Source organism: Pseudomonas viciae, assembly GCF_004786035.1.
Classification (GTDB): domain Bacteria; phylum Pseudomonadota; class Gammaproteobacteria; order Pseudomonadales; family Pseudomonadaceae; genus Aquipseudomonas; species Aquipseudomonas viciae.
This window is the reverse complement of sequence record NZ_CP035088.1, coordinates 2479515-2502787: the sequence shown is the minus strand read 5'-3', so window position 1 is coordinate 2502787 and position 23273 is coordinate 2479515. Positions and strand designations below refer to the sequence as shown.

Annotated in this window: 22 protein-coding genes; 11 read left to right on the top strand and 11 right to left on the bottom strand. The window is 59.7% G+C overall.

What is annotated here, in order from left to right:
• Nucleotides 1–113 precede the first annotated feature (113 nt).
• The 5 genes from EPZ47_RS11485 to EPZ47_RS11465 all read right to left on the bottom strand — a co-directional run bounded on the left by EPZ47_RS11485 (nucleotide 114) and on the right by EPZ47_RS11465 (nucleotide 6128).
• A complete protein-coding gene (locus EPZ47_RS11485) occupies nucleotides 114–1745 on the bottom strand; it encodes an ABC transporter ATP-binding protein (RefSeq protein WP_135844869.1) in 1632 nt (543 codons plus the stop codon).
• Between the two features lie 2 nt (nucleotides 1746–1747).
• On the bottom strand, nucleotides 1748–2617 hold the full coding sequence (locus tag EPZ47_RS11480) for an ABC transporter permease (RefSeq protein ID WP_135844868.1): 870 nt from the start codon (nucleotides 2615–2617) through the stop codon (nucleotides 1748–1750).
• On the bottom strand, nucleotides 2614–3555 hold the full coding sequence (locus EPZ47_RS11475) for an ABC transporter permease (RefSeq protein WP_135844867.1): 942 nt from the start codon (nucleotides 3553–3555) through the stop codon (nucleotides 2614–2616). The genes EPZ47_RS11480 and EPZ47_RS11475 overlap by 4 nt, the downstream gene beginning before the upstream one ends.
• A gap of 11 nt (nucleotides 3556–3566) precedes the next feature.
• Nucleotides 3567–5135 (bottom strand): ABC transporter substrate-binding protein, encoded by a 1569-nt coding sequence (locus tag EPZ47_RS11470; RefSeq protein ID WP_135844866.1) that lies wholly within the window; start codon nucleotides 5133–5135, stop codon nucleotides 3567–3569.
• Nucleotides 5136–5261: 126 nt separating this feature from the next.
• Complete coding sequence (locus tag EPZ47_RS11465) at nucleotides 5262–6128, bottom strand: alpha/beta hydrolase (RefSeq protein ID WP_135844865.1); 867 nt, start codon at nucleotides 6126–6128, stop codon at nucleotides 5262–5264.
• Between the two features lie 131 nt (nucleotides 6129–6259).
• On the opposite strand from EPZ47_RS11465, the gene EPZ47_RS11460 reads away from it, so the two are divergent.
• Nucleotides 6260–7138, top strand: coding sequence for a LysR family transcriptional regulator (locus tag EPZ47_RS11460; protein WP_135844864.1), 879 nt, complete (start codon nucleotides 6260–6262; stop codon nucleotides 7136–7138).
• A 365-nt stretch (nucleotides 7139–7503) separates the two neighbouring features.
• Nucleotides 7504–8235, top strand: a complete 732-nt coding sequence (locus tag EPZ47_RS11455; protein ID WP_135844863.1) for a phytanoyl-CoA dioxygenase family protein — start codon at nucleotides 7504–7506, stop codon at nucleotides 8233–8235.
• Here the strand turns inward: EPZ47_RS11455 and EPZ47_RS11450 are convergent.
• Complete coding sequence (locus EPZ47_RS11450; RefSeq protein WP_135844862.1) at nucleotides 8222–8797, bottom strand: TetR/AcrR family transcriptional regulator; 576 nt, start codon at nucleotides 8795–8797, stop codon at nucleotides 8222–8224. The two genes, EPZ47_RS11455 and EPZ47_RS11450, sit on opposite strands and share 14 nt — an antisense overlap.
• A gap of 147 nt (nucleotides 8798–8944) precedes the next feature.
• Here EPZ47_RS11450 and EPZ47_RS11445 point away from each other — a divergent pair, with 147 nt between their 5' ends.
• From EPZ47_RS11445 to EPZ47_RS11435, 3 genes are all read left to right on the top strand, one after another.
• Nucleotides 8945–10045 carry an alkene reductase gene (locus tag EPZ47_RS11445; protein WP_135844861.1) on the top strand — a complete coding sequence of 367 codons (1101 nt, stop codon included), beginning with the start codon at nucleotides 8945–8947 and terminating at the stop codon, nucleotides 10043–10045.
• 71 nt (nucleotides 10046–10116) lie between these two features.
• A complete protein-coding gene (locus EPZ47_RS11440) occupies nucleotides 10117–10905 on the top strand; it encodes an SDR family NAD(P)-dependent oxidoreductase (protein WP_135844860.1) in 789 nt (262 codons plus the stop codon).
• A 59-nt stretch (nucleotides 10906–10964) separates the two neighbouring features.
• Nucleotides 10965–11963, top strand: coding sequence for an NADP-dependent oxidoreductase (locus EPZ47_RS11435; RefSeq protein ID WP_135844859.1), 999 nt, complete (start codon nucleotides 10965–10967; stop codon nucleotides 11961–11963).
• A 312-nt stretch (nucleotides 11964–12275) separates the two neighbouring features.
• On the opposite strand, the gene EPZ47_RS11430 is transcribed toward EPZ47_RS11435, so the two are convergent.
• Together EPZ47_RS11430 and EPZ47_RS11425 are read right to left on the bottom strand one after the other, a co-directional pair.
• Nucleotides 12276–12962, bottom strand: coding sequence for an HD domain-containing protein (locus EPZ47_RS11430; protein WP_135844858.1), 687 nt, complete (start codon nucleotides 12960–12962; stop codon nucleotides 12276–12278).
• Nucleotides 12959–13567, bottom strand: a complete 609-nt coding sequence (locus EPZ47_RS11425) for a TetR/AcrR family transcriptional regulator (RefSeq protein ID WP_135844857.1) — start codon at nucleotides 13565–13567, stop codon at nucleotides 12959–12961. The genes EPZ47_RS11430 and EPZ47_RS11425 overlap by 4 nt, the downstream gene beginning before the upstream one ends.
• 104 nt (nucleotides 13568–13671) lie before the next feature.
• Here EPZ47_RS11425 and EPZ47_RS11420 point away from each other — a divergent pair, with 104 nt between their 5' ends.
• Nucleotides 13672–15186: a 2OG-Fe(II) oxygenase gene (locus EPZ47_RS11420; protein ID WP_135844856.1), complete on the top strand. Its 1515-nt coding sequence runs from the start codon at nucleotides 13672–13674 to the stop codon at nucleotides 15184–15186.
• Between the two features lie 137 nt (nucleotides 15187–15323).
• Here the strand turns inward: EPZ47_RS11420 and EPZ47_RS11415 are convergent, their stop codons facing one another.
• On the bottom strand, nucleotides 15324–15698 hold the full coding sequence (locus EPZ47_RS11415; protein WP_135844855.1) for a tautomerase family protein: 375 nt from the start codon (nucleotides 15696–15698) through the stop codon (nucleotides 15324–15326).
• A 107-nt stretch (nucleotides 15699–15805) separates the two neighbouring features.
• On the opposite strand from EPZ47_RS11415, the gene EPZ47_RS11410 reads away from it, so the two are divergent.
• Entirely contained in the window at nucleotides 15806–16693 is an 888-nt protein-coding gene (locus tag EPZ47_RS11410) for a LysR substrate-binding domain-containing protein (RefSeq protein WP_135844854.1), read from the top strand.
• Nucleotides 16694–17004: 311 nt separating this feature from the next.
• On the opposite strand, the gene EPZ47_RS11400 is transcribed toward EPZ47_RS11410, so the two are convergent.
• Nucleotides 17005–17511, bottom strand: a complete 507-nt coding sequence (locus EPZ47_RS11400; RefSeq protein ID WP_135844853.1) for a transporter suffix domain-containing protein — start codon at nucleotides 17509–17511, stop codon at nucleotides 17005–17007.
• A 117-nt stretch (nucleotides 17512–17628) separates the two neighbouring features.
• On the opposite strand from EPZ47_RS11400, the gene EPZ47_RS11395 reads away from it, so the two are divergent.
• Genes EPZ47_RS11395 through EPZ47_RS11385 form a run of 3 tightly spaced genes read left to right on the top strand, consistent with a single transcriptional unit; the run spans nucleotide 17629 to nucleotide 21308 of the window.
• A complete protein-coding gene (locus EPZ47_RS11395) occupies nucleotides 17629–19155 on the top strand; it encodes a TolC family protein (RefSeq protein WP_135844852.1) in 1527 nt (508 codons plus the stop codon).
• Nucleotides 19148–20287, top strand: a complete 1140-nt coding sequence (locus EPZ47_RS11390) for an HlyD family secretion protein (protein WP_135844851.1) — start codon at nucleotides 19148–19150, stop codon at nucleotides 20285–20287. The genes EPZ47_RS11395 and EPZ47_RS11390 overlap by 8 nt, the downstream gene beginning before the upstream one ends.
• Nucleotides 20277–21308: a DUF2955 domain-containing protein gene (locus EPZ47_RS11385; RefSeq protein ID WP_135844850.1), complete on the top strand. Its 1032-nt coding sequence runs from the start codon at nucleotides 20277–20279 to the stop codon at nucleotides 21306–21308. Before EPZ47_RS11390 ends, EPZ47_RS11385 begins: the two co-directional genes overlap by 11 nt.
• A 175-nt stretch (nucleotides 21309–21483) precedes the next feature.
• Here the strand turns inward: EPZ47_RS11385 and EPZ47_RS11380 are convergent, their stop codons facing one another.
• Nucleotides 21484–22560, bottom strand: a complete 1077-nt coding sequence (locus tag EPZ47_RS11380; RefSeq protein ID WP_135844849.1) for a nucleoside hydrolase — start codon at nucleotides 22558–22560, stop codon at nucleotides 21484–21486.
• Nucleotides 22561–22762: 202 nt separating this feature from the next.
• Between EPZ47_RS11380 and EPZ47_RS11375 the strand changes: the two genes are divergently transcribed.
• Nucleotides 22763–23218 carry a GNAT family N-acetyltransferase gene (locus tag EPZ47_RS11375; protein ID WP_135844848.1) on the top strand — a complete coding sequence of 152 codons (456 nt, stop codon included), beginning with the start codon at nucleotides 22763–22765 and terminating at the stop codon, nucleotides 23216–23218.
• The last annotated feature ends 55 nt before the right edge of the window (nucleotides 23219–23273 follow it).

Sequence of the window (23273 nt, the reverse complement as noted above, 5' to 3'; positions counted from 1 at the left end):
GACAGGTTGAGTGGGGTTGTTTTTGTTTTCTTCGGCCATGGCTTCGCCTACCTCGCCAATCACCGATTGACGAAGGGTTGGGTTTCAAAACATGGCCTGGGGTGCAGCAGTACCTAAATCACACCGGCACGGAGGCGGTAACTGCCATCCGCACGTTTCTCCAAGGGGCTGGCCGCTGCGAGCAGCCGGCGGGTATAGGGATGTTGTGGGGTGTCGAAAATGGTGTCGCGCGGCCCCATTTCAACCACCTCGCCCTGGTTCATCACCGCCACGCGATGAGCGATGCGCTCCACTGCCGACAAGTCATGGGAAATGAACAGGCAGGCGAATCCGTATTGGCGTTGCAAGCGCTCGAACAACTCAAGAACCTGCTTTTGAATGGTCATGTCCAATGCCGAAATCGGCTCATCGGCAATCACCAGCTTGGGCCGCCTGACCAGCGCCCGGCCAATCGCCACGCGCTGGCGCTGGCCACCGGAGAGTTGATGGGCAAAGCGCTCACGGAACTGCTCGGGCAAGCCAACGTCAACCAGGGTCTCGGTGACCCGCTGACGTTTTTGCGCGGCCGTCAGCCCCGGCTCGTGACGCAGCGGCTCGGCAATGATCTGGCCGACGGTCATGCGTGGATCGAGGGAAGAATACGGGTCCTGGAAAATCATCTGGCATTGCAGGCGGTGTGCACGGTTGGCGGCCTTGAGGATATCCACGCCCTGGAACAGGATGGCCCCAGCGCATGGCGTGACCAACCCGACCACTGCACGCCCGAGGGTGGTTTTGCCCGAACCGCTGCCACCGACCAAGGCCAAGGTCTCGCCCGGTGCAATGCTCAGGTTCACCGAATGCACCACGCGCTTGGGTACGCTGCGCCCCCAGAAACTGCGCGGCCCCGGGTGTTCGATGCACACATCCCGGACCTGCAACAACGCATGGTCGGTGACCGGCAATGGCGCCAGTTCGCCGCGCCGGGGCAGCGCTTCAAGCAACTGCCGGGTGTAGTCGGCCTTCGGCGCGAACAGGATGTCTTCGATACGGCCCTGCTCCACCGCCTTGCCCGCACGCATCACCACTACCTTGTGGGCATAACGCGCCACCAGGGACAGGTCGTGGCTGATGAACAGAATCGCGGTGCCTTGTTCGCGCGTCAGTTCCAGCATCAACTCGATCACGTCCAGTTGTGCCAGGCAATCGAGCGCCGTGGTTGGCTCGTCAGCGATCAGCAGCGCAGGACGCAGCAACATCACCGAGGCCAGCATGATGCGTTGGCGCATGCCGCCGGAGAACTGGTGCGGGTAGGACCCCAGGCATTTCTCGGCATCCTTGATACCGATGCGTTGCAGCATGGCAAGGCAGCGCTCGCGGATCGTCGCCGCATCCAGCGCGGTATGCAGTTTGAGCGCCTCGCTCATCTGCCGGCCAATCGTCAGCGCGGGGTTGAGCGAGACCATGGGTTCCTGGAACACCATGCCGATCCGCGCACCGCGCACTGCACGCATCGCCTTGGCATTGCCGCTGTCCAGCGGTTCGCCCTGGAAGGTGATGCGTCCACCACACACCCGCATCGGTGCTGGCAACAAGCCAATGGCAGCCCGTGCGGCCATGGTCTTGCCGCTGCCCGATTCGCCGACCAGCGCGACGATCTCGCCAGGGGCCATGGTGAAGCTGAAATCATCGACGGCCAGCGGACCGTCTGCACCGACGCGAATCTGTAGATTTTCAACGGCCAGTAATGGGACTGGAACGCTCATGCTCATTTCCTCATGCGCGGGTCGAGACGATCACGCAAGGCATCGCCGAACAGATTGATAGCCAGCAACGTCAGGCTGATAAAAATGCCCGGGAAGATCCCCAGCCACGGCGCCGTCGAGATGTAGGTGCGGCTCGCCGAGAGCATGCTGCCCCAGGTCGCGGCCGGCGGCGGAACGCCCAGCCCCAGGAAACTCAGCGCACTCTCCGAGAGCAATGCCCAGCCGAACATGCTCGTGCCCAGCACACACAGCGGCGCCAGGCAGTTGGGGGTGATATGGCGGAACATGGTGTACAACTCGGAGTTGCCGATCACTCGAGAGGCCTCGATGAACTCCAGCTCGCGCAACGACAACACACTGCCCCGCACTACCCGCACCACTGACGGGGTATAGGCAATGCCCAGGGCGAGCACGATGCCGTACTGGCTGGCACCAATGATCGCCATGATGCCCAGGGCCATGAGAATGCCCGGAAACGCCAGCAGAGCATCGTTGAACATCATCAGCACGCGGTCGGTCCAGCCGCGCAGGTAACCGGCAAGCATGCCGATTACCGTGCCGCAGATAACCGCCACGCTCACCGAGAGCAGGCTGATCCACAGGCTGGTGCGTGCACCAATGATCAATCGACTGAACACGTCACGGCCGAATTCATCGGTACCCAGCCAGTGCGCAGCATTTGGCGCGTGCAGGCGCGACAACAGGTCCAGCTTGAGCGGGTCATAAGGTGTCCACACCACACCGAGCAATGCCAGCAATACCAGTGCCGCGAGTAAGCTGCCGCCGATCAACACATTCAACGGCGGGTAACGCCAGGCACGTCGAGGCTGGGTATCCAGCCCTGTCGGCAAGGCAGGAGTCTTGAGGTTCATAGCTTCACCCTAGGATCGAACAGCGGATACAACAGATCCACCAACAGGTTGACCAACACGTAGATGCAGGTGACCAGCAGCAGGCAACCCTGCAGCACCGGGTAGTCACGGGAGAAGATCGCATCGACCATCAAGCGACCAATACCGGGCAAGGTGAATACGGTTTCCAGTACCGCAATGCCGCCGAGCAAATTGCCGAGAATCAGGCCAATCAAGGTCCAGGTGGGCGCAAACGCGTTGCGCAGAGCGTGTTTCCACAGCACCGCCCCCTCCGACAACCCCTTGGCCCGGGCATGGGCGATGTACTCCAGGCGCAGCACTTCGATGGTGCTGGCCCGCGCCATTCGCGCAATGGCGCCGAACTCCACCAGGGTCAGGGTGATGATCGGCAGCACCACATAGGTCAACGCTTTCATCGGGTCGCTGGCAAAGCCGACGTAACCGATCACCGGCAACCAGCCGAGCTGAATGCCAAACACATAGAGCAGCAACAGGCCCAACCAGAAACTCGGCACCGACAGCAGCAACGTCGCCGTAGCCACCAGGCCCAAATCCAGCGCACTGTTTTGCTTCCAGGCCGCGAGCAACCCCACCGGCACCGCGAGCAGGGTCGCCAGTAACACCGCCACGAGTACTACTGTGGCACTGACGCTGAATCGTTCGATCAGCAACTCCAATACCGGCTGGCGGCTGCTGATGGACATCCCGAGATCGCCACTGAGCACCGACTTGATCCAGATCAGGTACTGGGTCACCACCGAATGGTCCAACCCCAGGCTGCCGCGCATGTCGGCAAGGCTTTTCGGGTCGGCCATGTCGCCCAGCATCAACAACGCCGGGTCGCCGGGGATCAGGCGAATCAAGGCAAATACAATCACCGAGATCAACAGAAGGGTCGGCACCGCCATGCCGAGCCTGTGCAATATGAATCGAAACATAGCGGTACGCCTTACTTGGAAGTGTCGACCAGCTTCACGCCCCACAGGCGCGGCTTGGCAACGGGCCAGGAGCGATAACCTTCAACGCGCTTGCCCATGGCGCCGATGGCGGTACCGTTGTAGATGACCACCATCGGTACATCCTTGAGCATCAAGGTGTGTAGCTTGTCGAACAGCGGCTGGCGCTTGGCGGGGTCAACCTCACGCTGGGCCTCGCGCAAGATTGCCAAGGCTTCGGGGTTGTCCCAGACCTTGCGCGGCTCCTTCTGTTTGTCGCCGATCACTGATTCGTAGCTCTGCGCCGCATCGAAACGCCCCGAATAGGAGAAGGACATCATCTGGTAACTGCCGGTCTGGTAGCGTTCCAGCTGCGTGCCCCACTCCAGGGTCTCCATCTCGATATTCAGCCCCGCCGCCTGAGTCATGGCCTGGCTGAGCAAACCCATGTCGAACATCTGCGGGTAGCGCTTGTTGACCAGCATGCGGATTTTTTCGCCGCCGTAACCGGCCTCTTTCAGCAGGCGCCGGGCCTCATCGAGGTTGTAGGTGTAGCCCTGGCGCGCGGTGTCGTCGTAGTACGGGCTGGCGGTGGGGATCACCGAGTTGTTGACTACCGACAAGCCATCGGACAAGGCCGCCACCATCTGTGCGTAATCCAGGGACAACGCCACCGCGCGACGAATGCGCACGTCCTTGAGCAACGGGTCACGGGTCTGGAACAACAGGCCGCTGATGGTCATGATCGGGCTGACCTGGATCTGCAGATTCTTGACCTGCTTGAGCTGTGCGGCGTCCATCGCCGTCACGTCCGGCAGCAGGTCGACGCCACCCGAGAGCAGCGCGGCCTTGGCCGAGGCCGAATCGGGGATCACCTCGAAACGCACCTTGTCGACAAACGCCTGCTTGTTGCCGGTGTACCCGTCCGCCTCGGCCTCGGCACGCGGCGTGTATCCCTTGAAACGATCCAGTTCGACGTACTGGCCCTTCTGCCATTTGCCCAGGGTGAACGGCCCGGTGCCAATCGGTGCACGCCAACTGCCATCGGCGGCCAGGGAGTCCGGGTGCAGGATGCCGCTGCCGGCACAATCCGGGCGTGCCATCGCGGCGAGAAACAAGCCGTTGGCCTGGTCCAGCGTGAACACCACGGTTTTCGGGTCAGGGGTGGCGACATCGACAATCTTGGCTGCGCCACGCCCGTCGAACTCCGCCAGGCAACGCCACTGGGTCTTGGGGTCCAGGTAGCGCTGCCAGGTCCATTGCACATCCTTGGCCGTCAACCGCTGGCCATTCTGGAAGTGCACGCCGTCTCGCAGGCTGAAGGTGTAGCGCAGGCCGTCCGACGAGACTGCGATTGCACTGGCCAGCATCGGCGCGATGCTGGTGTCTTCGCGATACGCCACCAGCCCCTCGACGATATGCATCATCACCGCATCGGTATTGTCGTCACGGTTGACGCCCGGGTCGGTGCTGCGGATATCACCATTGAGACCAACGCTGATGACCTTGTCTTGCGCGACGGCCATGGAAAAGGTGCACGCCGACATCGCGACGGCCAGTGCCGTCTTTACGTAACTATTCACGGGAGAAAGACTCCTTGAAGAAATTTTCCGGTCAGTGGCGAGGGCCAAGGCAGGACCGGCATCAGAATGAGTGAATCCTTGGTTATTGTTGTACGGCCTGTTCTGAGTGCATCTACCAACGGTGTATCAGCCAAGGCTGCGCTTGCGGCGCAACACTTTGGCGAAGAAGTCCTGGGCAGCCGGCATGGCCTTGATGCCCTGGTGCGCGACGTTGGGCAACAGGTCGAAGTGCACTTGCACGCCGGCGGCTTCGAAACTCGCCTTCAAGCTGGCCAGGCGCTCCGGGCGCGTGCGTCCGGCAGCGTTGGCACCGGCCATGTAGTGTTTGCCCCCTTCGCGGTGGGTGATTTCCCAGGTTTCGAGGTCTGAATCGCCGACCACCATATGCACCGGCAGTTGCTGCAAGGCTTGCAGGTTCAACGGTTTGCCAAAGCGCGTCGCGAAGTCCCGCACGCCGACCCACCAGTCCTGCTCGAAATCCAGCAAGGTCACCGAACCCGGCGCACCGATGGACGCCGCCCAGAGTTTCTCAGGGTGCAGGTAGCAGAACCGGTGGGTGAATTGTCCGCCGCCGGAATAGCCGAACAGCGCAAAGGTATCGAAGCGACGATCGTAGCGCTTGCCGACGCTGGCGATCATGTCGAGCAATACTTGGTCGTAACGGATATCGCCCTCGACCAGTTGCTTGTAGCCATCGCCGTTGCTGTCACCCAGCACGCCGACCGGGAACAGTGGCGACAGGATCACACAATCGTTCCAGCGGCCAAACTCCGCGAAGCCATTGCGATAAATCTCCATCGCACGGGTCGAGCCGTGCAGCGACACCACCAGATCCACTGGCCGGGAGCTGTCCTCGATGGTTTCGGGCACATAGAGGGTGTAGGCAAAACGGCTGTCCTCGTGATGCGAGTACACCGTGGTAGCGCCGAGGTGGTACACGTTTTTGGCCGCGCGCAAGGCCGCGTCGATGGGGTTGGTATCTGAATTGCTCATGTGGAAAGTTCGCCGAATCAGTTCGGACTTGAGTATTGGTCGGGCTCTATAAAAAGAAAAACTAATTAAACTTTATCCAGAACAAACAAAACCTTTACGATCAAGTTCTACCCATGGCTGCGAGTTGATCCATGAGCAACATTCGTTTTTTCAAGACGTTTATCGCCGTCGCCGAGTACGGCAGCTTTGCCGCCGCTGCCGACCGCGTGGCATTGACCAACGCCGCCGTCGGCCAACAAATGCGCGCACTCGAAGAGGAAATGCGCCGGCCGCTGTTCGACCGCAGCCAGCGGCAAATCAAGCTGAGCCGCGATGGTGTGTTATTGCTGCCCAAGGCCAAGCGTCTGCTGGCGGACTACGAGCAAATGATCGCCGAAGCCCCCGACGGCGAGGCCATGGAGGGCGAAGTGTCGATCGGCGGCATTACCTCTGGCATGGGCCTGCTCGCCAATTGCCTGGTGCAACTGAAAAAACTACACCCCAAGATATCGGTCAACCTGATGACCGCCCGCTCCGACGAAGTGGTCAACCTGGTACAGGCCGCCAAACTCGACGCCGCGCTGCTGATCGAGACTGCGCGGCAAAACTTCGATGGCATGAGTTGGACCCTGCTCTACAACGAACCGATCGTCATGCTCGCCAATGCCACCCAGACCGCCGGCATCGACGACGCCGTGGAGTTGTTGAGAACCCAGCCGTTTATTCGCTACGACAGGTCCACGGCGGTGGGTCGCAAGGTGCAGTCGATCATCAAGAGTGAATCGGTCGAACCGCTGGAGATCCTGGAACTGAACTCGATCATCGGAATCGCCGATCTGGTGCGCCAGCAAGTCGGGGTGGCGATTGTGCCGCTGCTGAAAAATTTCGACTGGCACAAAGACCCAAGCCTGCGGGTGCTGCCGTTGCCGGGCGACCTGGCAGTACGCCGGGTGGGGATATTGGAACAAGGCACCAAAAGTGCGATTACAGGGGAAATCCGCAAGTTGCTGATGTCGGCGGTGGCAACGTAATCCTTCCCTTAGCGCGGTTCATTAGTGTCTGTCATCGGGAAAGGCCGTGAACTGCGCCCCTGTCTCTCTGGAAGGACTTCCGGGTTTGTCTCCTGGTTCCAATCTTGCGTATCACCTGGTGGTTTCGGGCATTCCGATTTGAAGCTTGCGATCATCCCTGCCCTCAATCAGCCAATGCTCGATGGTGCGCGTTACGCTCGACCGAGATGATTTCGAGGGCTTTTATGACGGCCGGATGAATTCTGGTTCCTGTTCAGAAGGTTGCACAGCGATCAGTTTGCCAGAGTGAGGAAACAGATTGGTTTTCATCTACATTGGTTTGAAGACTAGCGTTCCAAAGTCCGCACAAGGAAGTCGAGAAAGCCATGACCGACCGCAAGCAACTCCATCGAGACGGCTATGCCCTGCTCCGTCGAGCGATCCCGCCCGAGTGGCTTGATGACCTGCGTACCGTGTTCGATGCCGGTGTAAGGCCGTCGGATCAGTGGCCGGTGCCACGTGGCATGGACTGGCGTTATTCGATGTTGGACGATGATGCGAAAGTCCAAGCTGTGTGTCGCCTGCCCCAGGTGCTGGCGGTGGCGGGTGAATTGATCGGGGAGCGGTTCTTTCTGTCTCAGGTGGAGGGGCGCGAACCTCTTGCCGGTGGCGGCCATCAACAGTTGCACCGCGATTTGTCGGCCCAACGGCCAGGCGACATCGCCATGGCCCTGGCTTTTTTCGACGATTATGGCCCCGAGAACGGTGCGACACGTATCGTCCCCGGCAGCCATCGCCCCGAGCCGGGCGAGCAGCCATTCGACTTCACCAACGAGTCACGCTCCGTACAGCTTTCAGGCCGCGCCGGTGACATCCTGGTGTTCGATGTGGACTTGGTGCATGCGGGCAGTCTGAACTTGATCGGCGCGCGACGGCGCTCGATTCTGATCGGCTATTTTTCGGAACCGCTATACGCATCACACCTGGAAACCGTGGGCCTGCGTAATGTTCGTATGGATACGAGTGAACGCTTCGAGCCGTTGGATTCTGGCTTCGGGAAAGCGGGCATTCCTGCGACATCCGTCCCCCCCTCTACAACTGAATCTACGATCGAATAGACAGTGATGCGGTCATTTGCGCGTGACACACCGCCAGAATTTCATCGGCCAGCGCCAAGTCGTCCGGACAGGAGCGCGAGAGCATGATCGCGCCGACCGCGCGCGCCAGCAGGTCGATCATTTTCACCCTCGCCTCACCCGGCGCCGCCTCCGGCCCGGTCGGGTATTTTTCGCCGAGGGTTTGCAACATGCGCTCGATGCCTTCAGCGAAGGCCGACTTCAAATCGCCCGACTGACGTGCCGCGTCACCGCACAACGCGGCCATGGTGCAGCCCGTGGCGCGCCCGTCGCGATGGTCCCGTGACACATACACATCAATGAAGTCCTTCACGCTCAATGCTTCGGCGCCGATCAGTGACTGCTCAAGGCTTTTCGTCGCGGCTTCGGCCATCAGGTCAGCCTTCGAACCGAAATGTTTGTAGAAACCGCCATGGGTGAAACCGGCGGCGGCCATCAGGTCGGCCACGCCGACCCCATCAAAACCGCGCTCGCGAAACACGACTGAGGCGGTTTCGACGATGTGCTCCCGATTTGCCTGGGCCTGAGCCTTGGACACTCGCATGTTTCGATACCTCGCTACCGCTGGAAATTCATTGGTCGATGATACATGGATGTCGATCATAATCAAAACCGTTGACAGCTTAGATTTCGATCATCATCCTAATCACCAACGATCTGACCCATTACCAACGGACACGGAACACCCTCCATGAGCGATCTGAATCTGTTTACCCCTTACACCCTTGGCGCCCTGACGTTGTCGAACCGCGTGGTTCTCGCTCCCCTGACGCGTAATCGCGCCGGCAAAGGCTTTGTGCCGAGTGAGTTTGCTGCTGCTTACTACAGCCAGCGGGCCAGCGCGGGCTTGCTGATTTGCGAAGCCACGCAGATCTCGCAGCAGGGCCAGGGCTATCAGGACACCCCGGGCATTTACACGCAGCCGCAGATAGAGGGATGGCGCAAGGTGACCGATGCCGTGCACGTCAAGGGCGGGAAAATTTTCCTGCAGCTGTGGCATGTGGGCCGTGTTTCCCACGTGGATCTGCAGCCCCAAGGCGCGGCGCCGGTAGCCCCGTCCGCACTTCGTCCCGCGACCAAGGTGTTCGTCAACAATCGCTTCGAGGACGTTTCCGAGCCGCGAGCGCTGGAGACTGACGAACTGCCGGGCATCGTCAACGATTTCCGCCAGGCGGCGGCAAACGCCATTGCCGCCGGCTTCGACGGCGTGGAAATCCACGGTGCAAACGGCTATTTGCTGGATCAGTTCATCAAGGACGGCGCCAACCTGCGTACTGATGCCTACGGCGGCTCGATCGCAAACCGTGCGCGCCTGCTGCTGGAGGTGACGGCTGCGGTGGTCGCCGAGATTGGTGCTGATCGCACGGGCCTTCGCCTTTCGCCAGTCTCGCCGGCCAATGGTGTATCGAGCAGTGATCCACAGGCTCAGTTCGATTACATCGTCGACCAACTCAATGCTCTGGACATCGTTTATCTGCACGTCGTCGAAGGTGCGACCGGTGGCCCACGCGACGTGGCGCCCTTTGATTTCGATGCCTTGCGCCAACGCTTCAAGAACACGTACATCGCCAACAACGGTTATGACCTGGACCTGGCCACGGCACGCCTTGCGCAAGACAAGGCCGACCTGATCGCCTTTGGCCGCCCGTTTATCGGCAACCCTGATCTGGTGGAGCGGCTCAAGGCCGGCGCGCCACTGTCCGCCTTTGACCCTTCCACGCTCTACGGCGGCGGCGCGGCGGGATACATCGACTACCCGACGCTTGCCGAATCAAGCGCTGCCGCGAACTAGGCACTGGTTGATCGAGCCTGGTTTATTCGTGCATCAATCCCCATTCATCTTTCCGAAAAAGAGCTGACATCATGACTACTCGCCCTACCGTTCTCATCACTGGCGCGTCCACCGGCATCGGCGCAGTCTACGCCGAGCGTTTCGCCCAACGTGGACATGATCTGGTGTTGGTCGCCCGCGACCACTCGCGCCTGGAAACGCTCGCCGCGAAGTTGCGTGGCGAGCACAACGTCGCCGTTGAAGTGCTTCAGGCCGACCTGACTCAACTCAGCGACCTGTACACCGTCGAAACGCGTCTGCGGGATGACGCGCGCATCGGCATCCTCGTCAACAATGCCGGCGCCGCACAGTCTGGCAACTTCATCGAGCAAAGCACCGACAGCGTTGCGCAGCTGGTGGCCCTTAACACCACCGCACTGGTGCGGCTCGCCAGCGCCATTGCGCCTCGCCTGGCCAAAGCAGGTGAAGGCGCGATCATCAACATCGGTTCGGTGGTGGGTCTGGCACCTGAGTTCGGCATGTCGGTCTATGGGGCGACCAAGGCGTTTGTGCTGTTCCTGTCCCAAGGCCTGAGCCTGGAACTTTCGCCCCTGGGTGTTTACGTGCAAGCCGTACTGCCCGCCGCCACTCGCACGGAGATCTGGGATCGCGCCGGTATCGACATCAACACCTTGAGCGACATCATGGAAGTGGGTGATCTGGTCGATGCCGCACTGGTGGGCTTCGACCGTCGCGAACCGGTGACCATTCCTCCGCTGCATGAAGGCGAGCGTTGGGATGCCCTGCAAACCGCGCGTCAGGGGCTTTTGTCGCAGATCAGGCAGTCCGCCGTGGCCCAACGCTATTTGACTCAAGGCTGACCCAGGTCGAGCAGGCCGGCCTCGCCCTTTCTCATTCCACCGACAAGAGCAACTGCAACATGAAGGCATTTTTTATCGACCGCTACGGCAAGCAGAACGGAGTGATTGGCGAAGTGCCCGACCCCGCGGTCGGTGTGCATGACGTTCTGATCCAGGTGCATGCAACGAGCGTGAATCCGTTGGACTCGAAGATCAGAACAGGAGAATTCAAACTGATCCTGCCCTATACGTTTCCATTGGTATTGGGCAATGACCTGGCCGGAGTGGTGGTTCGCACGGGTTCGGCGGTGAAGCGATTCAAGCCAGGAGACGAAGTCTACGCCCGCCCCCCCGAGGCACGGATCGGGACGTTTGCTGAACTGATCGCCGTGGACGAAAACGCGCTCGCGCTGAAACCTTCGAATCTCGATATGGCCGAAGCGGCGTCCATCCCCTTGGCCGTCTTGACGGCCTGGCAGGCGCTGGTTGAGACCGCCCAGGTGAAAAAAGGCCAGAAGGTGTTAATTCATGCCGGATCCGGCGGAGTCGGCACGCTGGCCATCCAGCTCGCCAAACACCTCGGCGCCTTCGTTGCGACCACCACCAGCACGGCGAATGTCGAATGGGTGAAAGCACTCGGGGCGGATGTGGTCATCGATTACAAACAGCAGGATTTTGCCAACGAGTTACGTGACTACGACGTGGTGTTGAACAGCCTCGGCGCCGATGTACTGGAGAAATCGATCAAGGTTCTCAAGCCCGGCGGACTGCTCATTTCCCTTTCAGGGCCGCCGACCGCGCAGTTTGCCCAAGAGCAAGGCTTGTCCTGGGTACTGGGGCAAGTCATGCGCCTGCTGAGCAGCGGTATTCGCAGAAAAGCCCGCAAACATGGGGTGAGCTATGCATTTTTGTTTATGCGTGCCAACGGAGTGCAACTGCAAAAAATCACCTCGCTTATCGAGGCTGGCGTCATCAAACCGGTCATCGATCGCTCCTTCCCTTTTGTATCGACCGCAGAGGCGTTGCGATACGTCGAGCAGGGCAGGTCAAAAGGCAAAGTCACCATAACAATCCAATAAGCGCACCACAAAAGATGTCAGTAGATAACGAGCATGCCGACCCGTATCAGACTCCAACGCCCGAACCCGAGGAGCCGCCACCGCACAACGGGCCCATACAAGAGCAGCTGGAACCGGAAGATGCGCCGGTAGAAAAGCCGGTGATCCTTTGGCGTAGCTTGATGCTTGAGCAGTAACGAGAAAGGCTGCCGTGACAGGCATCTCGGATGGCCTTGCTGTTGTCTTTTCGGAAGTTCGCGATGGTCTTGAGGCCCGTTATCGTGGCCAAGCACCGGCAAAGGAGAATATCCCTTCGCCGCTTGAATCCGCCCCTCAGTCGAGGCGATCGATGGCGCGTGCAAGATTTACGCGTGCCTGCTGCTCGAATGCGTCGAAGTACGGTGCGGTCGTATAGATGCGCCCGCGCGCCAGGAAGCCCTCCAGTACCTGGCGCCGCTTTCGGCGGTACACAAACTGAGGCACATACTGGTACTCGCGGCGGACTTGTTGGTCGTATTCCTCGAATCGCTCGAACGATGCCCCAAGGATCGCCAGATCCGTGTCCACCAACACCGCTTCGTCTGCCGACGCCGGAGCGCCGTCGTGTCGCGTCACCATGACCAGGTCGTAAAGCCTGCGTCGTGTTTCATCGCCGAGGCCGCTATTGCGTGCCACGTCGTCCAACCATTGCGCACTGCGCAACTCGTTGTCGCTGCGAAGGGGCTCGTAGATCGCGTCATGGAACCATAGCGCGAGATCGACTTCGGCGGGAGCCTGGCAGGCAGCGTTGACGAATCGGCGCACCTGGAGGCATTCCTCTAAATGCTGGCGGTTGTGATACGCACGGTGCGGCTCGCAGTAGCGTCGAATGAGTTCTTCGTACGTCTCGCGCGACGCACAGCTGACGCCAAGCTCCGCCCAGACGCGCGCCCAGGCGGCGAAACCCACGCCATCAGGCACCTCGAGGTCGCCGTTTGCGCTAGCCGGGAATCGGCCGCTCCCGTCTGACTGGCCCGTCATCGCTCCTCCTCCGCCTCAATGTAGCGTTCCACCCAGGCGATCAGTGTCGGTGCGGCGAAGGCCGTCGGCAGCAGCGGCCGCGCCGTGGTGGACAGGGTGAACGCGCCCTGGATGAAGCATGTGACGCCAGCCACGAAGGAGTCGAGCCGCCGGGCGCGACGTCCGCATTCGGCGAATCGCTGCCGGAGCAGGCCTTTCAGGAGCTTCATCTGCGCCGCTAGCGCCGCCTGATAGACCTCGCGCACGTCAGGGTCGTGCGCCGACTGCTCGCCGATCATCACCCACGCCGCGACCGCATCGGGCTGCGCGTCCGGGCCGTAGGCAAGGTGGGCTGTAATGTAGGCCTCGAGCTTTTGCCCGGCCGTTTGGGCCGCGGCGGCCCGGGACGCATAACGCTGATGGGCGTAGTCGGCCAGCGAATCGACCAGTGCCACCAAGATCTCGCGCTTGTCCTTGAAGTGATAGTGCACCAGGCCCGGGGCGAGCCCTGCATGCCGGGCGATGGCCGCTATGGTTGCGCCGGCGTAACCGGCCCTTGCCATGACGGCCTGGAGTGCCGCTACGATCTGGCTGCGTCTTTCATCGGTATTCGAGCGTCGTGCCATGTCACTCCCCAATGTTGGTTACACAACCAGCTTAGCATTGACAGAGGTCTCGCTACACCCTAGCTTTGCCAATATTGGTCATTTAGCCAACTTTGGAGGCCGCGATGAATTCCTTCGCTGAAACACTGCTGGCGGGAGCGATTGCTCCATCGGCCACGGTCGAGCTACCGCTTGGTGACGCGGTGCGGTGCGTCCTCGTCCACGGGTTTCTCTCGGCAAGCGAGTGCGCGGCCTTGGTGGAGGCTGCGGAGAAGCGTGGATTCGCCAGCGCAGGGCCTGACTACCCACCCTCCTACCGCGACAATGACCGGATCGTGGTGGACGATCCAACCCTGGCCAGGCGGCTTTTCGAACGCCTGATGCACTTCGTCTCACAGATGCCGGAGCTCGGCGCGGTGGTGAAGGAAGACGACTGGCGCATGGTTGGCGTCAATGAGCGGTTGCGCTTTTGCCGCTACCGGCCCGGCACTCAGTTCCGCGCCCATCAGGACGGTGTACACCATCACCAGCGCACACAGTCGCGCCTGACCTTCATGGTCTATCTGAACGACGATGCATTTAGCGGCGGGGAGACGGTGTTTTTTGAGGGGAGGTCCGCAGCCATGTCGAACCGGGATGCCACGCTCCGTCTGCGTCCCCGCGAGGGCAGCCTGATCGTGTTCGACCACTCGCTCTGGCACGCCGGCGCCCTGGTGGACTCTGGCCAAAAATACGTCATGCGCAGTGATCTGATGTACGAGCCGCAGCATCCCCCGCAGGTCGACGCCCCCTTCCAACCGGACCACAACGGATACATATGGGCGCTTGCCAGCCTTGGCGACATGGGCTTTGCAAGCGCTGGGCGCGACGCAACCATCCGGCTTTGGGACCACGAGGGCAAGTGTTTTGGCCAGCTCGATGGACACACCCAGTCCGTCCTGGGCCTGGTGGAATCTGCGCCTGGTGAGCTTGTGTCGCATTCGCGGGACCGCACGATCCGGCGCTGGTCCTTGGCGACCGGGAAATCAACGCTGGTCGGCACGTCGGATTCGGCCGTGCTGTCCTGTGTACGGCTCGACTGTGGCCGACTCGTGACCGGGGCCGCCGACGGTCGCGTGACGGTCTGGAACCTGGCGACGGGCGCCGCGGACAGGCGCCAGGCCCATGCCTGCTGGATCTGGGCGATCGCACCTTTGAGCCACGGCGGTTTCGCCACCGCATCGGAGGATGGAACGGTCAGGCTGTGGCGGCCCGCGGTGCGGGACTGTGCGCAAGTGATCGATCTGGGCCGCCCCCTGAGGACGCTCGCGAGCTGGATTGACGCCGATGGCAGCGTCATCTTGGCCGCTGGCGACCTTGACGGCAGGGTGCACCTGTTAGCGACCGACCCGATGCTGGAGCACCTGGACTGCCTTGCGGCCCACGACGGGCCGGTCCGGCGCGTGCGATTCGAGGCCCGACACGTGCTGCTGACATGCGGCGAGGATGGGTTCGTAAGCCGGTGGGACCTGCCGTCACGGCAAGGGGCTGTCATCGGGGCGCACGAAAATTTTGCAACCGATGTTCTTCCCACCAGGACCGGTGGCTGGATCAGCTGTGGATACGATGGCCGGATAATTATGCATGGCGCGAAGGCCTAGCGCTCAGGCGGACACCGTCGTGTGCACCGTGTCTGCCGATCGGCCGGCTCAGCTTCCGGCCGAGGCGGTGTAAATGGAAAAGTGGTGGCCGAGTGGGCCTGCAGCGCGATTCTTCACACGCGGCACAGACCCGAAGATTAGTTGCCCCGGCCGCCGCCAAACGACCATTCATCGCTGGCCGTAGTGCTGATCACCACCATTACATCCTCCTCGTTGAGACCTGGCGCACGCCTCAGTTTTTCGACCAGATCACGGTAGAAACGCTGTTTCGTCTCGACGCTTCGAGGACGGCCAGCGGTAATTGTAATCAGCACAAAGTCATGGCTCCGCGGTCCACCCAGGTAGTCGGGATCAAATATCAGCTCGCCCACTTCATGCTGGTGAATGACCTGGAAGCGATCGGCCTTCGGCACCTCGAAGCTATCAACCAGGGCGTCGTGCAACCCCTGGGACAACGCCCGTAAATACTCGGCCGATTTCCCCCGGTGCAGTGAAATACGTGAAAACGGCATACCAGTGACTCCCATGGCTAAATCGACAAGGGGAAAACTATCAAGTCGCGACAGTTCCGAATATCAGATTTAATAGAGGTGATCATCCCAAATTAGTGGACCATCCAATGCGCCGCCCGACCTTCGATCTTGATGTATTGCGTACTTTCGTCACGGGCGTGGAGTTCAACAGCTTTGCCAAAGCGGCGGATCGTCTCGGTCGATCGACTTCCGCCGTGAGCGCTCAATTGAAGAAACTTGAGGAACAGATCGGCACGCCGGTACTGACCAAATCTGGTCGAGGGTTAGTCTTGACGCCCGTAGGTGAATCACTGCTCAGTCATGCCCGTCGATTGCTGGAATTGAACGACGGCATTTTCCAGACCCTGCATGAAAGCCAAACCGCCGGGACAATTCGCCTCGGGCTGCAGGAAGACTTTGGGGAACATTTACTGAGCCAGATTCTCCGACGCTTCGTCCAGGCTTACCCGATGGTGACTCTCGAAGTCCGGATCGCGCGTAACGCCGAATTGCTTGCGCTGGTCGAAAGCGCTGGCCTGGACTTGGCCCTGACGTGGGACACTGGGCAGACGTCGCCCTATGCCACGCGACTGGGCGAAACACAGATGCACTGGATCGGGGCTCGTGACACGCTGGCACTTACCCCTCTTGCTGACTCACCGCTGCCATTGATCATGTTCGACGCGCCTTGCGTGTTGCGTAGCACTGCCACACAGGCGCTGGATGCCGCGCAAGTTCCCTGGCGAATCGCCCTGACCAGCCCCAGCGTCGCTGGCATCTGGGCGGCCGTTGCCGCTGGCTTGGGCCTGACTCTGCGAACTCGCATTGGGCTGCCGAGTCATCTCACCGTCATTTCCGGCTTACCGCCCGTACCAAGCCTCGGCTATGTGCTTCACAGCAGTGAAGAAGACCCGACGCCCGCCGTTAAACAACTGGCCGAGTTGATCAAAACGAGTCTGCAGGAGCAGACGTATGGTTTTGCGGTTGCGCAATAGTTGGAGGCGTCAGATGGCGGTGGCCGCCCCATGCAGGTAAGCCCGCAACCATCGCGCCCACGTCCTGACGGCCTTCCCGCAGGTCCAGCAGCAATAGGCTCGCGCCGCCGTCGCGACCGATCGGCAATAATCCCATTGCGGGGAAGCCGGGCTGAGTTCGCAGTTGCTCCAGTTCAAAGGGGTTGGATTCATACTCTGCGTCCGGATCCAGCCCGTACAGCAGTCAGTGATATCTCGAAAAGGCATTGGGTGGGACGCGGTACCAATCAACCTTCTTTCTCCGGCACGCAAACAGTCGTTCTATCGTAGACTCAAACCGTACTTGAATCTGAGACACGTGCAGTTCGAACAAATAACGCGTGTACCTTCTCCCAAAAATTCCCCCCGAGTACAAAAAAGCTGCCAATCAGCATGGCGTCACCCAACACCTGAGCCTGCCAGAGGTTCGGTCTGAGACCTGGCCAGAAAGTATCGACGTAAGGTTCGAGGAATGCTGAGATCAACGGCAAGCAGAACATTACGATGCCGATTCGATGACGAACCGGACCAACTTCATTGTCCATAGAAGGCACAAGCCCGGACACGTAACCGAACACGCTGCGCTTCAACTGCTGGAAGCCTGCCTTACCCATTACAGCGATGACGAGAATCAGCAGGATTTTGTTGCTGATAAATAGGACCCCACTCAGCGCCGCGATCTTCGAACCAGGCACTTCAAGCGCAGCCGCGACCGGCACCATGAGCCAAGAGCCGAGCATAAGACAAATAATGGCTATACCCAGTTTGAAGCGCCATTTAGCGGTATGGGGGGAGTTCATGGCTGTCGTACCTTTTGGCTTGGTCGTTTCAGATGTGAAGATGCTTGAAAAGCGTAGCAGTCTGCGGACGATCAGGGCGTCTATGCTCCTGTAATCTTCCTTGACCGGGAAAAACGCATGCCTCTGACGCGATCGGGCCAACTGCTGGTGTTTGGAGTGCTCGGCTTAAGTGGCTGCGTGCGCCTGGGGCCAGACTTTCAGTCACCCAGGGAAGCGTGGCCAGGACACTGGACCACCCCTGCCCTTGAGCACGTCAGTCAACGCAGCCGGACCCCGGACTTTCGTCAATGGTGGCAAGTTTTCGACGATCCGGTCCTCAACCGTCTGATTGCCGAGGCGGATGCCAACAATTCAGACCTTAAAGTTGCCGGTCTGCGGGTGATTGAGGCTCGGGCCCAGTTGGGGATCGCCCAAAGCGGGCGTTACCCACAACTGCAGCAAGCCAGCGCCGACAGTCTGTACTTCAACCGTAAGCAATCCGGCGGGAGTAATCCGCAGAACAGCCATTTCTGGCAATACGGTGCGGGGTTCGACATCGGCTGGGAACTGGACTTCTGGGGACGCTTCAGTCGCGCCATTGAATCATCCGATGCCAGTTACTTCGCCGCCCAGGCCAATTACGAAGACGGGCTGGTTCTGCTACGCGCCCAACTGGCGAGTACTTACTTTTCGCTGCGTACCACCGAAGCACGTTTGCGCGTTGCCAAGGAAAACGCCAAACAGCAAAAGCGTAACTTCGAGATCACCGAAAAGCTGTTCAAGAGCGGCCAGAGTGCAGAACTCGACCTGCAACAAGCCAAAACCCAATACCTGGGCACCCTCAGTACCATCCCCAACTTCGAAGATCAGGTTCTGCGTACCCGTAATTCGTTGGCGGTATTGATTGGACGACCGCCCGGCACACTACCGCAGCTGGTGGAAAATGAAGGATTGATCCCGCTGGTGGACCGGACGGTGCTGCAGGATGTACCGGCTAATCTGCTGCTGCGTAGGCCCGACGTGCGCGCCGCTGAACTCAATGTCGCGGCCCAATCGGCCCTGATCGGCGTGGCCGAAGCCGATTTCTATCCATCGCTGACCTTGCTGGGCAGCATCGCTTGGACGACTGACACGCTCAATGGCACGCCCAGGAGTCTGGACCTGATCGGTGGCCCGAGTCTGCGCTGGAATCTGTTCGACCATGGCCAGATCAGTAACAACGTACGCGTGCAGGATGCGCGGTTGCAGCAACTGATCGAAGCTTACCGCGAAAGGGTGCGCCAAGCTGCACGCGAGGCAGATGACGCAGCCAATGGACTGATCAAGTCCCTGGAGCGCGAAGCAATCCTGCGTGAGGCCGAAGTCGCCGCCAGGCGTTCATTGGTGCTGGCCAGCGCCCAGTATCGTGAAGGGTATTCGGACTTCCAGCGGGTGCTTGACTCGCAACGCGCACTGCTGGAGCAACAGGACAATTACCTGGTCAGCCGAAGCGATGCTGTCAGCAATTTGATTGCCCTATACAAAGCGCTGGGCGGTGGTTGGCACAGCGCCCTACCGAAAGTTGACCCGGCCACCCGCCAGCAAATGGAAGCGCGCACAGACTGGGGCAAATGGCTGGATGAGCCCTCGGCAGCGGGACCCAAAAAGGAAAACAATCATGAGTGAAGCCGCGCAGCCCTCCCCTGATGCCTCTTCTCCCAAGGCGCCAGAACCGCCCGCTGATCCAGCGTCAAAAGGCATCAAGTGGGTACTGATTTTAATCACACTGAGTCTGGTCTGGTACTTGTTGGCTGACCGCATTACGCCTTATACGCAACAGGCTCGAGTAGGAGCGTTTGTGATTCCGGTAGCTGCGGAAGTGGCTGGTCGAGTCATCCGCGTCAACGTGCGTAACAATCAAGAAGTCAAGGCGGGAGACGTGCTGTTCGAAGTGGATCCTCAGCCCTATCAGATTACCGTCGACCGTGCGCGTGCAGATCTTGAGTCCACCCGTCGACAGATCGGTGCCAGCACCGCCGGCATCGCCGCGGCACAAGCCAATTTGCAAGCGGCCCAGGCGAATGAACTCAAGGCGCAGCAGGATAACCAGCGCCTCGAGGGCTTGTACCGCGAAGACCCCGGCACCATTTCCGTACGCCTGCTCGAAGTATCTCGCGCCAACTACAAACAAGCGGTCAGCCAGGTCGCCGCCGCCCGTGCCGAAGTCCAGCGCGCGCGCGAGCAGGAAGGTGGCAGTGCGCAAAACAACGCCTTGCTGCTCAGCGCTGCCACCGCGTTGTCGAAAGCTGAACTCGATCAGGCTAATACACAGGTTCGCGCACGCTCGGCAGGTTTGATCACCGATCTACGCACCGACGCTGGGCAGTTCGCAGCCGTCGGCAGCCCTGTCATGACCCTGATCGCCATCCACGATGTGTGGATCAGCGCAGACATGACCGAAAACAACCTCGGCCTGGTCAAGCCCGACACACCGGTTGCGATCGTCCTGGATGCAGTGCCAGGCGAAGTGTTCGACGGGCGCGTACGCAGTGTCGGCTACGGCGTCAGCGTGGGTCAAACGCCACCCCCCGGGACCTTGCCAACAGTGCAGAACAGCCGGGACTGGCTTCGTCCAGCACAGCGTTTTCCGGTGATCATCGAATTTTCCGAGGACTCCATGGCCAGGCTGCGTGACAGTCGCACGATGCGTGCCGGTGGCCAAGCCGAGGTCATGGCTTTCCCCTCTCAAGGCAACCCGCTGAATCCACTGGGCCGCTTATTTCTGAGGCTGATGAGTTGGCTGTCTTATGCCTACTAAGCGGATGCCAAGGACTCAGCGGGCGTTACGCCTGGCTACAGGCACCGCGCTGTGCCTTGCCGCCAGCTTCGCGATGGCCTTGCCGATTCCCTTTATCGCGCCCGTGTTTGCGGTACTACTGCTCGCGACCCTCAATCGGCCGTTGCAACTCAAGGCCGGACTGACACTTGCACTGGCAGCGATGTTGACCACCGGTGTAGGCCTATTGCTTATCCCGATCCTGCGCTACTACCCGGTCAGCGGCATTCTCCTGATCAGCGTCAGCCTGTTCCTGGTTTTTCGATTTGGCTTGCGTGGCGGCAATAACCTGATCGTCACGTTTCTGGTGATCGGCCTGACCATGATCTCCTCAGCTGGCTTCGCCGATTTTGACTTGGCGATGATGATCATCGGTGCATTAGTCAAAGGCTTGATCCTCGCCGTCATCGTGCTCGCGTTAAGTCACTGGCTGTTTCCCGAGCCAGCCAATACGCCGGCACCACCCGCGGCCCCGGCCCTGCGAGCGGAAGAAGTCGACAGGGTTGCGTTGCGTGCGGCGCTGATTGTATTGCCGACGTTTCTGGTGGCCCTGATCGATCCGGCCAGTTACCTACCCATTGTCTTGAAAGCGGTCAGCCTGGGTCAGCAGAGCTCCACAACGACGACGCGCAATGCCGCTCGAGAATTGATTGGCTCTACCTTGTTAGGCGGCCTGCTGGCCGTGCTTTTCTGGTGTGCACTCAGCCTCTTTGTACACCTATGGATGTTCTTCCTTTGGATGCTGCTGTTCGGTCTCGCACTCGCGCGCAAGCTATATGCACTAAGCCCTACACGGTTGAGCCCGGGGTTCTGGCTCAACAGCCTGATCACGCTGATTATCCTGCTGGGCCAGTCGGTTCAGGACAGTATTGCGGGCAAGGACGTCTACACGGCGTTTGCCGTGCGCATGGGACTGTTTATCCTCGTGTCGCTGTATGCCTGCCTGATGGTTCATGTTCTGGATCAGCGACAACCAAAACAAGCTCAAGAACTAATCGGATAGCACTTCGTTAAAGGCAACGTATAGGGGTTGTCGAGCGTCGACGCCAGGGTGCATGGCGATTTCCTCGTCGACAATGGGCCCAGGCTGTATGAGAACGCCTGGGCCCTTTTGACGTCTGCGTTGCTAGGTAAAATCTCCCTGGGAGACCCGGCCGGTTGCAACAATAGAGAGCACTCTATTCATCTGGCGTTACCTCCGTAATGTTGGCCATGTTTTCAGCCGTGGCTTTGGTCGAGTTCCCTGCGATGGTGTTCAGATAAAGAGCCTTGACGAAACCGGGGCCGGTTCCCACGGCAACGTCGACTGGAGCGCCAGCGTTATCCGGAATCAACTTCCCGCTCGTATCCTGTTCTTCGTTCAGCTCTTGCTCTACCAGCAGGCTATAGCGGGTAAATTGGATAAGCTGAGGATCGGTTATCGCGATGGCCGCCAAGGGGTCCCAAAAATACAGATAGTTGCCGATACCGGGCGCTATGGTCGAGCTTTGCAGCACCTGTGTGAGGAATTGAGCAACCGGGTTGGTAATACGGGAGAGTTGTCGCAGGAAATCCTGCGTAATGAGGATCTGGTTACAGGCGTTTAGCGCAACCAATTGCACTGGGATCCCGCTATTAAAGACATATTGGGCAGAGAGCGGATCCAGGAAGATGTTCCATTCGGCCACTTTATTGGTGTAGTAGGGAGTGTCGCCCAAGGCGTCAATAATATTGCCAGGCGCTCCGGGCTGGACGTATTGCGGCAACAAATTGCCCCCCATCATAACGATGCGGTCTACTTTGCTGCGCAACAAATCTTGTAATGCGGCGTCGGTTTGAGCTTGCTGGAACAAATGCCCCCAGGTCGTGCCCCCGCCTATCATCAATACGGTGAATGTGTGATCGGCATTTTTCAGTGTTTCCCTTAGGAAAGCGACCGCATCGGTTCGCGTGGGATTGAGGTTTTTCCGTGGAAACGCAGCGTCGTAATGTTGATCCGCTGCCTGGCGCGTTTCAAAGGGAAAGGTATTGCTGTACACCATGGGGCGCTGAAAACCAGCGGCAACGGGGATGCGCTCGATCTCTGGGTCATTGAACAGCGTGAGGAAGTTACTGATGTTTTCAACGCCGTGACTCAAGTGAACAGCGCCCACCCCCGTCACTGTGATGCCTTCGACCTTGACCGCATGATGCTTTAGCAAATACGAGATGGCCATGAAGTCGTCGAAATCGACGTCGGTGTCTATAAGCACGTGTGTGAGGGGTTGTGCAGACATAATGTTAGCCTCCTGGCTAATGAAGAATTTACGTCCAATATTCAGTTTTCCGTCAGCGGTCGCCTCCCCGCCGCAGGCACAAATGAAACAGTAGCACCGCCCAAGATAAACGCCTGTGTAATATCGTCTCGTGATCGATTTACCGCTGCTCGGCCACCAGCAGCGACGACTGCGGCGCAGGAGACTCAACGAAGGATGCCCAATGGACTGTGTGATTCGAAACGCAATAAGTACGGACGCCGCAGCAATAAGCGAGGTCGTAGTGGCTGCGTTGCGCGAATCCAATGCTCAAGATTATTCGCCAGACATCATCAAACGAGTGCAACAAAGCTTTTCACCCTCGGCGATCCTGTCCCTTCTAACCCAACGTCAGGTGTATGTCGCGAGCATTGACGGTCATCTCGTCGCAACAGGAAGCCTTGATCGAAACACCGTCCGAAGCCTATTCGTTGACCCGGCCCATCAGGGGAAAGGCATTGGGAGTCGACTGATGGCGACGATTGAATCAATGGCCGCGCAGAGCGGCGTGAAGCTGTTGCGTGTCCCCTCCTCGATCACTGCCGAAGGGTTTTATCTTGCCCTGGGTTTCCTGAAAATCCGGGACGAATTTCACGGCGTCGAGCGCACCATCATCATGGAAAAGGTTCTGGGCGATTAACCTTACCTCTTACAAAAACCCTCAAAGCAACCTTTAAATGCCAGAATCTCCTCAC

Coding starts and splice junctions, on each gene's coding strand:
- EPZ47_RS11485 (WP_135844869.1), bottom strand. CDS start 1,745: ATGAGCGTTCCAGTCCCATTACTGGCCGTTGAAAATCTACAGATTCGC.
- EPZ47_RS11480 (WP_135844868.1), bottom strand. CDS start 2,617: ATGAACCTCAAGACTCCTGCCTTGCCGACAGGGCTGGATACCCAGCCT.
- EPZ47_RS11475 (WP_135844867.1), bottom strand. CDS start 3,555: ATGTTTCGATTCATATTGCACAGGCTCGGCATGGCGGTGCCGACCCTT.
- EPZ47_RS11465 (WP_135844865.1), bottom strand. CDS start 6,128: ATGAGCAATTCAGATACCAACCCCATCGACGCGGCCTTGCGCGCGGCC.
- EPZ47_RS11460 (WP_135844864.1), top strand. CDS start 6,260: ATGAGCAACATTCGTTTTTTCAAGACGTTTATCGCCGTCGCCGAGTAC.
- EPZ47_RS11455 (WP_135844863.1), top strand. CDS start 7,504: ATGACCGACCGCAAGCAACTCCATCGAGACGGCTATGCCCTGCTCCGT.
- EPZ47_RS11450 (WP_135844862.1), bottom strand. CDS start 8,797: ATGCGAGTGTCCAAGGCTCAGGCCCAGGCAAATCGGGAGCACATCGTC.
- EPZ47_RS11445 (WP_135844861.1), top strand. CDS start 8,945: ATGAGCGATCTGAATCTGTTTACCCCTTACACCCTTGGCGCCCTGACG.
- EPZ47_RS11440 (WP_135844860.1), top strand. CDS start 10,117: ATGACTACTCGCCCTACCGTTCTCATCACTGGCGCGTCCACCGGCATC.
- EPZ47_RS11435 (WP_135844859.1), top strand. CDS start 10,965: ATGAAGGCATTTTTTATCGACCGCTACGGCAAGCAGAACGGAGTGATT.
- EPZ47_RS11430 (WP_135844858.1), bottom strand. CDS start 12,962: ATGACGGGCCAGTCAGACGGGAGCGGCCGATTCCCGGCTAGCGCAAAC.
- EPZ47_RS11425 (WP_135844857.1), bottom strand. CDS start 13,567: ATGGCACGACGCTCGAATACCGATGAAAGACGCAGCCAGATCGTAGCG.
- EPZ47_RS11420 (WP_135844856.1), top strand. CDS start 13,672: ATGAATTCCTTCGCTGAAACACTGCTGGCGGGAGCGATTGCTCCATCG.
- EPZ47_RS11415 (WP_135844855.1), bottom strand. CDS start 15,698: ATGCCGTTTTCACGTATTTCACTGCACCGGGGGAAATCGGCCGAGTAT.
- EPZ47_RS11410 (WP_135844854.1), top strand. CDS start 15,806: ATGCGCCGCCCGACCTTCGATCTTGATGTATTGCGTACTTTCGTCACG.
- EPZ47_RS11400 (WP_135844853.1), bottom strand. CDS start 17,511: ATGAACTCCCCCCATACCGCTAAATGGCGCTTCAAACTGGGTATAGCC.
- EPZ47_RS11395 (WP_135844852.1), top strand. CDS start 17,629: ATGCCTCTGACGCGATCGGGCCAACTGCTGGTGTTTGGAGTGCTCGGC.
- EPZ47_RS11390 (WP_135844851.1), top strand. CDS start 19,148: ATGAGTGAAGCCGCGCAGCCCTCCCCTGATGCCTCTTCTCCCAAGGCG.
- EPZ47_RS11385 (WP_135844850.1), top strand. CDS start 20,277: ATGCCTACTAAGCGGATGCCAAGGACTCAGCGGGCGTTACGCCTGGCT.
- EPZ47_RS11380 (WP_135844849.1), bottom strand. CDS start 22,560: ATGTCTGCACAACCCCTCACACACGTGCTTATAGACACCGACGTCGAT.
- EPZ47_RS11375 (WP_135844848.1), top strand. CDS start 22,763: ATGGACTGTGTGATTCGAAACGCAATAAGTACGGACGCCGCAGCAATA.